This is a genomic window from Pseudomonas graminis (assembly GCF_004364335.1).
In the GTDB taxonomy this organism is placed as follows: Bacteria; Pseudomonadota; Gammaproteobacteria; order Pseudomonadales; family Pseudomonadaceae; genus Aquipseudomonas; species Aquipseudomonas graminis_D.
Genome location: NZ_SOCR01000003.1, coordinates 204,785 through 218,211, shown reverse-complemented (window position 1 = coordinate 218,211; position 13,427 = coordinate 204,785). Strand labels below are relative to the sequence as shown.

17 protein-coding genes are annotated in these 13,427 nt (G+C 58.9%); 13 read left to right on the top strand and 4 right to left on the bottom strand.

Translation table 11 applies throughout. The features are described from left to right. The 3 genes from mlaD to EC919_RS06020 are packed head-to-tail and all read right to left on the bottom strand — an operon-like array spanning nt 1 to nt 2,074. On the bottom strand, nt 1-468 hold the full coding sequence (mlaD, locus tag EC919_RS06030; RefSeq protein WP_065992091.1) for an outer membrane lipid asymmetry maintenance protein MlaD: 468 nt from the start codon (nt 466-468) through the stop codon (nt 1-3). Next, complete coding sequence (mlaE, locus tag EC919_RS06025; RefSeq protein WP_133772157.1) at nt 468-1,265, bottom strand: lipid asymmetry maintenance ABC transporter permease subunit MlaE; 798 nt, start codon at nt 1,263-1,265, stop codon at nt 468-470. Before mlaE ends, mlaD begins: the two co-directional genes overlap by 1 nt. Further along, the gene (locus tag EC919_RS06020) at nt 1,265-2,074 is read right to left on the bottom strand and encodes an ATP-binding cassette domain-containing protein (RefSeq protein ID WP_133772155.1); all 810 of its coding nucleotides are present in this window, start codon (nt 2,072-2,074) and stop codon (nt 1,265-1,267) included. The genes mlaE and EC919_RS06020 overlap by 1 nt, the downstream gene beginning before the upstream one ends. 308 nt (nt 2,075-2,382) lie before the next feature. Here EC919_RS06020 and EC919_RS06015 point away from each other — a divergent pair, with 308 nt between their 5' ends. From EC919_RS06015 to EC919_RS05965, 11 genes are all read left to right on the top strand, one after another. Then, entirely contained in the window at nt 2,383-3,357 is a 975-nt protein-coding gene (locus tag EC919_RS06015; protein ID WP_133772153.1) for a KpsF/GutQ family sugar-phosphate isomerase, read from the top strand. Further along, nucleotides 3,358-3,891: a 3-deoxy-manno-octulosonate-8-phosphatase KdsC gene (kdsC, locus tag EC919_RS06010; RefSeq protein ID WP_133772151.1), complete on the top strand. Its 534-nt coding sequence runs from the start codon at nt 3,358-3,360 to the stop codon at nt 3,889-3,891. A 10-nt stretch (nt 3,892-3,901) separates the two neighbouring features. Continuing rightward, nucleotides 3,902-4,474: an LPS export ABC transporter periplasmic protein LptC gene (gene lptC / locus EC919_RS06005; RefSeq protein ID WP_133772149.1), complete on the top strand. Its 573-nt coding sequence runs from the start codon at nt 3,902-3,904 to the stop codon at nt 4,472-4,474. Continuing rightward, nucleotides 4,461-5,003: a lipopolysaccharide transport periplasmic protein LptA gene (gene lptA, locus EC919_RS06000; protein ID WP_037014791.1), complete on the top strand. Its 543-nt coding sequence runs from the start codon at nt 4,461-4,463 to the stop codon at nt 5,001-5,003. The genes lptC and lptA overlap by 14 nt, the downstream gene beginning before the upstream one ends. Then, nucleotides 5,003-5,728, top strand: a complete 726-nt coding sequence (gene lptB, locus EC919_RS05995; protein ID WP_074884367.1) for an LPS export ABC transporter ATP-binding protein — start codon at nt 5,003-5,005, stop codon at nt 5,726-5,728. Before lptA ends, lptB begins: the two co-directional genes overlap by 1 nt. Nucleotides 5,729-5,916: 188 nt before the next feature. Further along, complete coding sequence (locus tag EC919_RS05990; RefSeq protein ID WP_133772147.1) at nt 5,917-7,410, top strand: RNA polymerase factor sigma-54; 1,494 nt, start codon at nt 5,917-5,919, stop codon at nt 7,408-7,410. Between the two features lie 76 nt (nt 7,411-7,486). Further along, the gene (hpf, locus tag EC919_RS05985; protein ID WP_037014798.1) at nt 7,487-7,795 is read left to right on the top strand and encodes a ribosome hibernation-promoting factor, HPF/YfiA family; all 309 of its coding nucleotides are present in this window, start codon (nt 7,487-7,489) and stop codon (nt 7,793-7,795) included. A 12-nt stretch (nt 7,796-7,807) separates the two neighbouring features. Beyond that, nucleotides 7,808-8,272: a PTS IIA-like nitrogen regulatory protein PtsN gene (gene ptsN / locus EC919_RS05980; RefSeq protein ID WP_133772145.1), complete on the top strand. Its 465-nt coding sequence runs from the start codon at nt 7,808-7,810 to the stop codon at nt 8,270-8,272. A 2-nt stretch (nt 8,273-8,274) separates the two neighbouring features. Further along, nucleotides 8,275-9,132, top strand: coding sequence for an RNase adapter RapZ (gene rapZ, locus EC919_RS05975; protein WP_133772143.1), 858 nt, complete (start codon nt 8,275-8,277; stop codon nt 9,130-9,132). A gap of 16 nt (nt 9,133-9,148) precedes the next feature. Further along, nucleotides 9,149-9,421 carry an HPr family phosphocarrier protein gene (locus tag EC919_RS05970; RefSeq protein ID WP_133772141.1) on the top strand — a complete coding sequence of 91 codons (273 nt, stop codon included), beginning with the start codon at nt 9,149-9,151 and terminating at the stop codon, nt 9,419-9,421. A gap of 102 nt (nt 9,422-9,523) precedes the next feature. Then, entirely contained in the window at nt 9,524-10,996 is a 1,473-nt protein-coding gene (locus EC919_RS05965) for a GGDEF domain-containing protein (protein ID WP_133772139.1), read from the top strand. A 42-nt stretch (nt 10,997-11,038) separates the two neighbouring features. Here the strand turns inward: EC919_RS05965 and EC919_RS05960 are convergent, their stop codons facing one another. Beyond that, nucleotides 11,039-11,512: a PA2169 family four-helix-bundle protein gene (locus EC919_RS05960; protein WP_133772137.1), complete on the bottom strand. Its 474-nt coding sequence runs from the start codon at nt 11,510-11,512 to the stop codon at nt 11,039-11,041. A 232-nt stretch (nt 11,513-11,744) separates the two neighbouring features. Here EC919_RS05960 and EC919_RS05955 point away from each other — a divergent pair, with 232 nt between their 5' ends. Then, entirely contained in the window at nt 11,745-12,008 is a 264-nt protein-coding gene (locus EC919_RS05955) for a DUF3820 family protein (protein WP_133772135.1), read from the top strand. A 29-nt stretch (nt 12,009-12,037) separates the two neighbouring features. Further along, entirely contained in the window at nt 12,038-13,243 is a 1,206-nt protein-coding gene (locus EC919_RS05950) for an aminotransferase class V-fold PLP-dependent enzyme (RefSeq protein ID WP_133772134.1), read from the top strand. Nucleotides 13,244-13,427: the final 184 nt, after the last annotated feature.

Genomic DNA, 13,427 nt, shown 5'->3' with positions numbered 1-13,427 from the left:
TCATTTGGCGTCTTTGCCCACTGAATTGAGCAGGAATTTACCGATCAGGTCTTCGAGTACCAACGAGGACTGGGTGTCATGGATGGTGCCGCCGTCTTTCAACAGCTGGTCATCGCCACCGACACTGATGCCGATGTATTTTTCACCCAGCAGACCTGCGGTCAGGATGGAAGCGGTGGAATCCGAAGGCAGATTGTTGACCCGCTTGTTCACTTCCATCGTCACACGCCCCGTGAAGGTATCGTGATCCAGATCGATTGCAGTGACCTTGCCAATGTTCACACCGGCCATGGTCACTTTCGCTCTGACAGTCAAACCGGCGATATTATCGAAATTTGCGTAAAGTTTATAAGTGTCGGTGTTGGCGCTGGCGCTCAGACCGCTGACGCGCAGGGCGAGCAGGAGCAAAGCCAGGATCCCGGCCAGCAGAAACAGGCCTACACCGGTTTCGAGGGTGCGGTTTTGCATCAGAAGTCTCCAAACATCAAGGCGGTCATAATAAAGTCCAGGCCCAGTACGGCCAATGAGGCGTAGACCACGGTCTTGGTCGTGGCGCGACTGATCCCTTCGGACGTGGGCTCGCAGTCATAGCCCTGGAACACGGCAATCCAGGTGACGACAAAAGCGAACACGACGCTCTTGATGACACCGTTGAGTACATCATCGGAAAACGAAACACTGTTCTGCATGTTGGCCCAGAAGGAGCCTTCATAAACGCCCAGCCAGTCCACCGCCACCCACGAACCACCCCAGATGCCGACCACGCTGAAAATCAGCGCCAGCACCGGCAGCGAGATGAAGCCTGCCCAGAGACGGGGCGCGACGATGTATTTCAGCGGATCAACGCCAATCATCTCGAGACTGGACAACTGTTCGGTAGATTTCATGTTGCCGATTTCGGCAGTCAATGCAGAGCCTGCACGACCGGCGAACAATAGAGCGGTGACGACCGGCCCGAGTTCACGCAGCAGCGTCAGCGCCACCATCTGCCCTACAGCCTGCTCGGAACCGTACTTGGCGAGAATGCTGAAACCTTGCAGCGCCAGCACCATGCCGATAAACACCCCGGACACGACGATGATGGCCAGGGACATGACGCCCACCGAGTGCAGCTGACGAAGGAGCAGCTGGAAGCCGCCGCCGATGCCGCCGCGTCCAAGAAACGCATGAACCAGAAAAATCCCTGAACGACCCAGCACTGCAACCATATCGATCGTCGAACGCCCCATCAGGCGTACGCGATCCATTAAAGACTTTCTGCGCATCAGCGCTTCCCCAAAAGATCGTCGCGATAATCCGGCGCCGGATAATGGAAAGGCACCGGCCCGTCGGGATCGCCCGTCATGAACTGACGTATACGAGGGTTATCCGACTCCATCAGTTCCTGCGGCGTGCCCTGCCCCAGCACCTGACCGTCACCGACGACATATAAATAGTCGGCGATGCTGGCGGTCTCGGCGAGGTCGTGGGACACCACGATACTGGTGATACCCAGCGCATCATTGAGCAGCCGGATCAGCCGAACCAGCACGCCCATGGCGATAGGGTCCTGACCCACGAAGGGCTCGTCGTACATGAGGATCTGCGGATCCAGCGCGATGGCGCGCGCCAGTGCAACACGGCGCTTCATGCCACCCGACAGTTCGTCGGGCATCAGATCGACTGCACCACGAAGCCCGACCGCCTGCAATTTCAGCAGAACGATGTCGCGGATCATGTCTTCAGGCAGCTTGGTGTGAACCCGTAGCGGGAACGCCACGTTTTCAAAAACGTCGAGATCGGTAAACAGTGCGCCGCTCTGAAAGAGCACGCCCATTTGCTTGCGGGCATCGAACAGATCACTGCGCGAAAGTTTCGGCAAATTCTGGCCATTGACCCAGACTTCGCCAGCGCTCGGACGCAGTTGTGCTCCCATCAATCGCAGCAGGGTGGTTTTGCCACTGCCCGAAGGTCCCATGATGCCGGTGACTTTGCCCCGGGGGATACGGATGTCCACATTATTGAAGATGCTGCGCGTACCGCGCTTGAAGGACACGCCCTTCAGCTCGACCGCGTAGGCGTTATCGGCACTCATCTAAACTCCTTGCGATGCAACCTGTCTCTCAGATGCCGCGTTCTTGACGAACGACACACTTTTGGAGGGGCCGAACAAGCGGCGGACTATACCACCGCTCTCGCACCTCGCCCAAGCTCCAACATGGCAAGTCGCAAACAAAGAAGCGCATTAAGGACGGTGTGGAAATTTCGTACCCATCGCCAGCCGTTATCATGCAGTTGCTGAAGGACATGCCCTTTCATTAAACAAACAGCAACGATGAAGCGTGAGGCTTTTGAACATTGCCGCTATAATCCCCGGCTTTTGACCAAGCGACCCCTTCCGATATGTCCAATGCGCGCAACCTGATTGAATCGGCACAGAGCACCATCCGCCTTGAAATAGAAGCCGTGGAAGGTTTGCTCGCGCATATCAATGCCGATTTCGTCAGTGCGTGCGACATGATTCTGGGCAGTCAGGGCCGCGTGGTCGTGGTCGGCATGGGCAAGTCGGGGCATATCGGCAAGAAGATCGCCGCGACCCTCGCCAGCACTGGCACTCCTTCGTTTTTCGTGCACCCGGCCGAGGCCAGCCACGGCGACATGGGCATGATCACCAGCGCCGACATCATTCTGGCCCTCTCCAACTCGGGCACGACCGCCGAGATCGTCACGTTGCTGCCGCTGATCAAGCGCCTGGGCATCAAGATGATCAGCCTCACCGGCAACCCGGATTCAACGCTGGCCAAGGCCGCTGACGTCAACCTCAATGCACGGGTCGAAAAAGAAGCCTGCCCGCTGAATCTGGCGCCCACCTCCTCCACCACGGCGGCGCTGGTCATGGGTGACGCCCTGGCCGTTGCACTGCTGGACGCCAGAGGGTTTACCGCCGAAGATTTCGCGTTTTCCCATCCGGGCGGTGCGCTGGGTCGTCGGCTGCTGTTGAAGGTCGAGCATGTCATGCACACTGGCGCCAACCTGCCGCAGGTTGCGCGAGGCACGCCGCTTCGCGACTCGCTGATGGAAATGACCCGCAAGGGGCTGGGGATGACCGCCATCCTCGAGAGCGACGGCCGCCTTGCCGGTATCTTCACGGACGGTGACTTGCGTCGCACGCTGGATCGCCCTATCGACATACGCCAGGCGACCATCGATGAAGTGATGACCGTGCACGGCAAGACCGTGCGCCCGGAAATGCTCGCGGCCGAAGCCTTGAAAATCATGGAAGACAACAAGATCGGCGCACTCATCGTGGTCGACGAGAACGATCGCCCGGTTGGCGCGTTCAACCTTCAAGACCTGCTCCGCGCAGGAGTCATGTAAATGAGCGCCGATATGAATGACCTGATGCAACGCGGCAAGAACATCAAACTGGCGATTTTCGACGTCGATGGCGTACTGACCGACGGGCGCCTGTATTTCCTCGAAGACGGCAGCGAGTTCAAGACGTTCAACACACTCGACGGACAGGGCATCAAGATGCTCATCAATTCGGGTGTGACGACTGCCATCATCAGCGGACGCAAGACCCCCGTGGTTGAGCGGCGCGCGAAGAACCTCGGCATCGCACACCTTTATCAGGGCCGCGAAGACAAACTCGTGGTTCTTGACGAGCTTTTGCAGCAACTGAATCTAAGCTACGAGCAGGTCGCGTACCTGGGTGACGATTTGCCTGATCTGCCGGTCATTCGCCGGGTGGGTCTGGGCATGGCCGTTGCCAATGCTGCCGGCTTTGTCCGCGAGCATGCCGATGGCATTACCCAGGCACGTGGCGGTGAAGGCGCTGCCCGCGAATTCTGCGAGTTGATCCTGAAGGCTCAGGGCAACCTCGAAGCGGCTCACGCCGCCTACCTATAGAAGTGCATTTATGCTGAGCAAAAAGTTTCGTACGTTTCTGCTGTTCGGTGTGCTGGCACTGCTGCTGGCAGCGGTCGGCTACTGGAACATCAGTCCGGAAAGCTTTCTGGATCAACCCAAGGCTGCCGTGGATGAAAGCGCTGTCGATTACTACGCGACCAACGCCCACAGCATTCAGTACCTGCCTGACGGGTCCATGCAGTACGACATGACCGCCGACAAGGTCGAGCACTTGAAAGCCACCGACGTCACCCTGATGACCACGCCGGTACTGCAGATGTATCGAGGTTCGACCTTCCCGTGGCACGTGCAGAGCGTTCGCGCCGAGGTGTCGCCGGGGGGCGATCATGTCGAGCTGATCGACTCGGTGCGCATCAACCGCACTGACGAAAAGAACCGCACCACCATCATCACCAGCAGCCGCATGACTGTATTCCCGCAGAAGCAATATGCGGAGACTGCCCAACCCGTTAGAATCGACGGCCTTGGCGGTGTAACGACCGGCACGGGTATGAAAGCGTATCTGAAAGAAAGCAGGATGAACCTGCTATCCAACGTAAGAGGACAGTATGAGGCTCGTTAAAACCCTTCCTTTTTTGCTCGGCCTGGGCGCAGCACTGGGAAGCGCGAGCGCCTGGTCTCTGCCGACGGATCGCGATCAACCCATCCACATCCAGTCGGATGACGCGCAGCTGGACGACAAGCAGGGCATCGCCACTTACAAAGGCAATGTCATCATCACCCAGGGCACGATGAAGATCACCGGCAACACCGTGACCATCACCCGTACACCCCAAGGCGACGTGGACGTGTTCACGTCCGTGGGCAACCTGGCCTATTACGAGCAGAAGCCATCGGTGGACAAGCCGATCGTTCAGGCCTGGGGTGTCACCATCCAGTACTTCGCAGCCCAGAACCGCATCGTGCTGATCGACAAGGCCAAAGTGGTTAACGACGGCAACACGTCCGAAGGCGAGAAAATCGTCTACGACACCGTCAAGCAGGTCGTGAACGCTGGCCGCGCCAATGGCACCAAGGTCACCGCGCCTCGCCCTCGCATCGACATGGTCATCCAGCCGAAAAAGAAAACCGACCAGCAGAAGGCCCAGTAATGGCAACGCTGAAAGCCCAGCACCTGGCCAAGGCCTATAAAAGCCGCCAGGTCGTACGTGACGTCAGCCTGTCCATCGAGAGCGGCCAGATCGTCGGCCTGCTCGGCCCCAACGGCGCCGGCAAGACCACCTGTTTCTACATGATCGTCGGCCTGGTTCAGGCGGATCAGGGTCGCGTCCTGATCGACGACCAGGACGTCAGCCACCAGCCGATGCACGGCCGTGCGCGCGCCGGTATTGGCTACCTGCCACAGGAAGCGTCGATCTTCCGCAAGCTCTCCGTGTCGGACAACATCATGGCGATCCTGGAGACCCGCAAGGAGCTCGATCGCGCCGCCCGCCGCAAGGAACTGGAAAGCCTGCTGCAGGAATTCCACATCACCCACATCCGCGACAACCTGGGCATGAGCCTGTCGGGCGGTGAACGTCGCCGCGTGGAAATCGCACGCGCCCTCGCCACTTCGCCGAAATTCATTCTGCTCGACGAGCCCTTCGCCGGTGTCGACCCTATTTCCGTAGGCGACATCAAGCAGATCATTCACCACCTCAAGGCCAAAGGGATCGGCGTGCTGATCACCGACCACAACGTGCGTGAGACACTGGACATCTGCGAAACGGCCTACATCGTCAACGATGGGCAGCTGATTGCCGAAGGCGACGCCGAATCCATCCTGGCCAACCAGTTGGTCAAGGAAGTGTATCTGGGTCACGAGTTCCGCCTGTAACCGCAGTGATGACATGAGGTTGTGCGGTACCCCGCAACGTGCGCCACCGCCGACCTCGTTTTTAATTGTCATCACACTCTAGGCAAACCCTCCAGGTTCAGGCATATAATTTGCTTAAGTTGGTGCCCTCGGCGCCCTGCTAGTAAATGGCGCGCAGTGCGCCGGCGAATAAGGTGTTAAGCCCTGCCATGAAACCTTCGCTAGTCTTGAGAATGGGCCAGCAGCTGACGATGACGCCTCAGCTGCAACAGGCAATCCGCTTGCTTCAGTTGTCGACACTGGATCTCCAACAAGAGATTCAGGAGGCGCTGGAGTCGAACCCGATGCTGGAACGGCAGGAGGAAGGCGACGATTTCGACAATGCCGACCCCCTGGCGGATAACGTAGAGCAAAAGCCCAACGCTGATGTTCAGGAACCCACCTACCAGGAATCGGCGCCTACCGTCGACAATCTGGATGAGGGCGACTGGAACGAGCGCATCCCCAACGAGCTGCCCGTCGACACCGCGTGGGAAGACGTCTATCAAACCAGCGCCAGCAGCCTGCCAAGCAACGACGATGACGAGTGGGATTTCACCACCCGCACCTCCGTTGGCGAGAGCCTGCAAAGTCACCTGCTCTGGCAATTGAATCTGGCACCAATGTCGGACACCGATCGCCTGATCGCCGTAACCCTGATCGACTGCATCAACAACCAGGGCTACCTCGACGAAACACTCGAAGAAATGCTCGACGCCTTCGATCCCGAGCTCGATATCGAGCTGGACGAAATCGAAGCCGTTCTGCACCGCATTCAGCAGTTCGAGCCTGCCGGCATTGGCGCTCGCAACCTGAGCGAATGCCTGCTGCTGCAACTTCGCCAGTTGCCCGCCAAAACCAAGTGGCTGGCGGAAGCGCAGAAGCTGGTCAGTGACTACATCGATCTGTTGGGCAGCCGAGACTACGCGCAACTGATGCGCCGCATGAAGCTCAAGGAAGACGACCTCCGTCAGGTCATCGAACTGGTCCAGAGCCTCAACCCGCGCCCCGGCTCGCAGATCGAGTCCAGCGAAGCCGAATACGTCGTACCTGACGTCATCGTGCGCAAGGACAACGAGCGCTGGCTGGTGGAGCTGAACCAGGAATCCGTGCCGCGCCTGCGAGTCAACCCCCAGTACGCAGGGTTCGTGCGTCGCGCCGATACCAGCGCCGACAACACCTTTATGCGCAATCAGCTGCAGGAAGCTCGCTGGTTCATCAAGAGCCTGCAGAGCCGTAACGAGACGCTGATGAAGGTGGCGACGCAAATCGTTGAACACCAGCGCGGCTTCCTTGAGTACGGCGACGAGGCCATGAAGCCGCTGGTTCTGCATGACATCGCTGAAGCAGTCGGCATGCATGAATCGACGATTTCACGGGTGACCACGCAAAAGTTCATGCACACGCCGCGCGGGATATACGAACTCAAATATTTCTTTTCCAGCCACGTCAGCACCTCCGAAGGCGGCGAATGCTCGTCCACGGCGATTCGCGCGATCATCAAAAAACTGGTCGCTGCGGAAAATCAGAAAAAGCCGTTGAGTGACAGCAAGATCGCTGGTTTACTGGAAGCACAAGGCATTCAAGTGGCCCGTCGCACAGTCGCCAAGTACCGCGAATCCCTTGGGATTTCGCCGTCCAGCGAACGCAAGCGACTGATGTAGAGGTCACGCGTCAAAGCGTTCCAGTGGCAGGCATTACGCCTGCCTCTTAATGCACTGGCAACGAAGGAGAAGCTGTATGCAAGTCAACATCAGTGGACACCAGCTGGAAGTGACCGAACCTCTGCGTACCTACATCGGCGAGAAGCTCGCCCGATTGGAGCGCCACTTTGACAAGATCACGAATGTGCAGGTCACGATGGAGGTCGAGAAGCTCAAGCAGAAAATCGAAGCCACCCTGCACGTTCCTGGCGCTGAAGTGGTTGCCAACGCCGAACACGACGACATGTATGCAGCCATTGACCTGCTTGCCGACAAGCTTGACCGCCAACTCAAAAAACATAAGGAAAAACAGCAAAGTCTGCTGCAAGGTGCGACTGCTCGCTGACACTCCCCACTCATGATCCGACTTGAAAATATCCTGACCCCTGGCCGTTCACTCGTGAACGTGCCAGGCGGCAGCAAAAAAGCCGTACTCCAAAACATCGCCAACATGATCAGCAAACAAGTGCCTGGTCTGGATGAGCAGGTGGTGTTTGAAAGTTTTATTGCCCGTGAAAAACTCGGCTCTACCGGATTCGGTAATGGCATCGCCATTCCCCACTGCCGTCTGAAGGGCTGTTCAACGCCTGTCAGTGCCGTGCTGCATCTCGAAAAACCCATCGATTTCGACGCCATCGACGGCGCACCGGTTGACCTGCTGTTCGTGCTGCTGGTCCCGGAAGCGGCGACCGATGCTCACCTCGAGCTGCTGCGCCAGATCGCCAGCATGCTTGATCAGGCCGAGGTGCGTAAGCGGCTGCGCGGTGCCAAAACCGCTGAAGAGCTCTACAACGTCGTGATCGACGTCCAGAACGGTCACTGACCATGCGCATGATCATCGTCAGCGGCCGCTCCGGCTCCGGCAAGAGCACGGCCCTCGATGTCCTTGAAGACAGCGGCTTCTACTGCGTCGACAACCTGCCCGCCGGCCTGCTCCCGGAACTGGCCGAGCGCGCGCTGATCAACACCGAGCTGGCTGAGCCCCTGCTGGCGGTCTCGATCGACGCACGCAACCTGCCCAGTCACCTGACACGATTCCCGCGCATGCTCGCCGAAGTTCGCGCCCGCCACATCCAGTGCGACGTGCTGTTTCTCGATGCCGATGAATCTACCCTGCTCAAGCGCTTTTCCGAGACCCGCCGTCGTCACCCGCTGAGCACGGCAACACGCTCGCTGGCCGAAGCGATTCGTGACGAGAAGACGCTGCTCGGCCCGATCATCGACCTGGCGGATCTGACCGTCGACACCACGCACCTGAATCTCTATCAGCTGCGCGACATCCTCAAATTGCGCCTGCTGAACAAACCCGAGCCGGGCACTGCCTTCCTCATCGAATCCTTCGGCTTCAAGCGAGGCATGCCCGTGGACGCCGACCTGGTGTTCGACGTGCGCTGCCTGCCCAACCCGTACTGGAAACCCGAGTTGCGCGAGCAGTCGGGCCTCGACAAGCCGGTTGCCGAGTACCTCGCGGCGCAACCGGACGTCGAAGAGATGTTCCAGGACATCTTTTCGTACCTTAATAAGTGGTTGCCGCGCTTCGCCGCCAGCAACCGCGCCTACGTCACTATTGCCATTGGCTGCACCGGCGGGCACCACCGCTCCGTCTACCTGACCGAACGTCTGGGTCAGGTGCTGCAGCAATCGCTCAAGAATGTTCAGGTCCGCCACCGCGACCTAAGCTGAAAGGACCTCCATCGCGATGCCCGCTCTAGAAATCACCATCATCAACAAGCTGGGTCTGCACGCCCGGGCCGCCGCCAAGTTCGTAGGTGTCGCCGGCAAGTACCCGTGTCAGATCAGGGTCGGCCGCACGCCGGAAACCATGGTCGATGGCAAAAGCATCATGGCCGTCATGATGCTGGCTGCCGGCAAGGGCACCCTGATCCACCTGGCCACTGAAGGTGAGGACGCCGATGCCGCGCTGGCGGGACTGGTCGAACTGATCAACAACAAGTTTGACGAAGGCGAATAAGCCCCAGGGCTGCACGACGCCTCCATTCCCCGTCAGAGATGATCGATGCCACTGACAGCCATGCCTCCATTTTCACCCGGGATCAGATCAGGTTCCGAGAAGATGCTGATGCTGGGCAGCGCCGTGGCGGTGGCAGCCATCCTCGCCATCGTGACCTGGTTGCTGTTTCGGGAGCTGGACACCGCCAACGAAGCTGCAGTGCGCTCGGCCAACAATGTGGTGCAGCTGATCGACGCTGACGTGCAGCGTAACGCCGAGCTGTACGACACCTCTCTTCAGGGCCTGATCGCTGCATGGCGACGCCCCGATGTCATGACGATCTCGCCGGAGTTACGGCAGCTGGTTCTCTTCGACCGGGCCACGGCGGCGCCTTACAAGGGCGACCTGGTGCTGCTCGATGACACCGGGCGCATCGTCGCCGACTCCACCTCGTTGACGCCGCGGCAGGACAACTTTTCCGATCGGCCGGGGTTTCAGGAACATCGGGACAGCGGCTCGCTGGCGCTGGTGGTCGACGGGCCCTTCCTGTCGCGCTGGGGCTTCAAGGACCTGTGCATCAGCTTCAGTCGCCGCCTCCCCTCCGACAATGGTCAGTTTGTCGGCATTGCCAGTGCATCAATGCGCCTGTCGTACTTCGACCAACTGTTTCGCACTCTGGACATCGGTCCCACCAGCACCGTCAACCTGCTCAGCGCGGATGGCGTGATGCTGGCCCGGCAACCCGATGACAACAACCGGACCTTCATCGGCCAGAACTTCAGCATGCGGCCCAACTTCAAACGCATCCTGCAAGAAGTCAACGGCAGCTTTGCGGCGGTATCCGAGCTCGACGGTGCTCAGCGGCTTTACACCTTCTCACGGGTGGGTGACTTGCCATTGATCGTCGTGGTGGCTCAATCGCGGGATGACGTCTATGCCGTATGGAAACGCAATGCGTTGCTGGTGGCGGGCGCAACCGGCTTGCTGTGCATTGGGATCCTTTTGCTGTCCTGGCTGTTGGGCCGCCAGCTGCGCCTGCGCCAGAACGCCGAGCGCGAACTGGCGGGGCTGGCCTCCACAGACGGGCTGACCGGCCTGGCCAATCGGCGCAGGCTGGATCAGGTGCTCAAGCAGGAATGGGCGCGCGGCATGCGTTCGGGCAAGCCTCTTGCCCTACTGATGATCGACGTCGACCACTTCAAGGCCTTCAATGACCGGCACGGACATCATGGCGGCGACGTCGCCTTGCGCAGCGTTGCCCAGACGCTGGCCGCCAGCATCCGCAGGCCAGGTGACCTCGCCGCCCGGTATGGCGGTGAAGAGTTCATGGTAGTGCTTCCGGAAACCGACAAGGCAGGTGCCTGTGTCATTGCAGAAAAGCTGCGTCAGGCAATCGAAGCGCTTCCGCTCTTTGCCGAGGACACAGTGCCCATCACCGTAAGCATCGGCATCGCCACGCATCTGCCGGTAACCCACGATCAGCCCGAACTGCTGTTTCATGCTGCAGATCGTGCCCTGTACCGTGCCAAGAAAAATGGCAGGAATCGCGTGGAAGTCGAACCATACGCGACGCCCTCTGCCGGACTGCAGAAATAAAAAAACGCCAGACTGGCTGGCGTTTTTCAGAGCTACTGCGAATTACTTGTTGGCAGCACGAACGGTATCACGCAGGGCTTTGACCTTGTCGTGGTTCGCTTGCACGCCCTGCAGCTGACGCTGAATCAGGGAAGTGACGTTGACTGGCAGGTTCTTCTCGGTAGCTTCCTGAGCGGCCTTTTTGTAAGCCTTCAGCGCGTGATCTTCACCGCTTTCGACTTCATTCAGGACGGCTTCGTCGTTCTTGCCGCTCAAGGCGCTTTTCAGGTTGACCCACAGACGGTGTGCGCCGCCAGCAATGCTGGAAGAGTCTTCGGGATCGCCGCCCAGTGCGCGTACTTCAGCTTGCAGCTCGGCTACAGAGGTCTTGCAGCCAGAAGAGCGGGAAAGCAGGTAGGCCTTGATTTCAGGGTTCTTGGCGTCTTCAGCAGCAGTGTGAAAACCTTTCTCACCGTCAATGCTGGTCTCGATCAAGTCATTCAGAATAGAGATGGCTTCTTTGTTGATATCCGACATTTTGCGGTTCCTTTCTGGCAGGTTTATCAAAGGTTTGGTTAACGAAACACTCGATGAGGTAGATATTGCACTGTGCATGCCAGCTTTTGCCGATAATAAATATCCATATTTTTCAATGAGTTAAGAATATCAAGCGACAGTCGCGCCGCGCTTTCTGCATGATCTGTGTGTTTGCGCAATTGCAGAATGCACGTATCTTTCAAGTTCACTCGAACGGATAAGCGGTTATTGGATGAACCCGGAGAAACTCAAGCTGTTGGTGACGCGCGAAATGCCGTTCGGCAAGTATCAGGGGAGATTGCTGGCAGATCTGCCGGGCGACTACCTGAACTGGTTTGCCCGACAGGGTTTTCCCGCAGGCGAGCTGGGCAGCCTGCTGGCACTGATGCACGAGATCGATCACAACGGCCTCTCGGCATTGTTGGACCCTCTGCGCACCCGACCTCGCGAACCGCTGCGGCCGGGCCCGTCGAAAACGCCCATACGCTTCAACTAAAACGTCCATTGATAAAAGCGAGCCGCTTTATGAACAGCACTGCATACGCAATAACGGAATGGGCGGATGAACAGGCTCGGGACGAAGCGTTCTGGCAGCAGGTCGCGGCGCAATACGACGTCGAGCCCGGGCCGGTCAATTTCGAATACGGCTATTTCGGCCGCATGACCCGCGCAGCGCTCAGGGATTACGAGCAAAACCTCGCTTACGTCAATCGCAGCAACTCGGTCTATGTGCGGCAAAAGTTCGATACCGAGGACAGCGAGATCATTCGCGCCGACCTCGCCGATCTGCTCAACGTGCCGACCCGCGAAGTCGCCCTCACCCGCTCCGCGTCGGAGTCGGTGCAAGCACTGATCCGCAACTACAACGGCCTCTCGGCTGGCGACCAAGTGCTGGTCAGCGACCTTGATTACAACAGCGTGCAGACCGGCATGCGCTGGCTGGCGAAGAACCGCGGCGTGGAAGTGATCGAAGTCACTCATCAGCATCCGGCGAGCCACGATGGGTTGCTGCAGACCTACCGCGAAGCGTTTGCCGCTCACCCACGACTCAAGTTGGTGGCGCTGACCTACGTCACCCAACGGACCGGGCTGGTGATGCCGGTGAAGGCCATCGCCGAGCTGGCCAAGGCCCACGGCATCGAAGTGATTCTGGATGGCGCCCATGCCTTGGGCCTGCTCGATTTCGAGCTTGCCGACCTTGGCGTGTCGTTCGCCGGCTTCAATTTGCAGAAATGGATAGGCGCGCCGCTGAGCCTGGGCTTCATCTATGTGAAGCAGGAACGCCTGAGCGCCATCGACCCCGACATGGCAGACGAACGCTACGGTGCGGACGACATCCTCGGCCGCGTGCCTTACGGAACGCCGAATATCCCGGCACTGATGACACTGCCCAAAGTGCTCGCCGACCATCGCGCCATGGGCGGCGCACCGGCCAAAGGCGCACGCCTGGCCTATCTGCGGGACCTGTGGGTCACTCACGCACGCACTATTGAAGGCATCGACGTGCTGACGCCGGACGACCCGCGACTGTATTGCGGGATCACCTCATTTCGGTTCAGCCGTCACGCGGACCAGGAACTCATGGTCAAGCGCCTGCTCGATGAGCACGGCATTTTTGCGGTGACGCGGGAAGGCTCGGCCTGCGGGACGTGCATTCGCATCACACCGGGATTCACCACGTCGGCAAAGGACGTTGATCAGTTGGTGGCAGCACTCCGCGCGCTGGCTTGAGGTCTGCCTCAATAGGCGGCGCCGGGATCAACGCCTTCGATAGTCCGTAGAAAAAAAGACGGCGCCTTCATGACGAAGACGCCGTAAATCCATCGAGAAACGAACTACAAAGGAGCGGCAAAGATAAGCGCTCCAGCCACTGCCTGTGCGGTACATATGTATTGCGTATAAACAACGCAAAAAA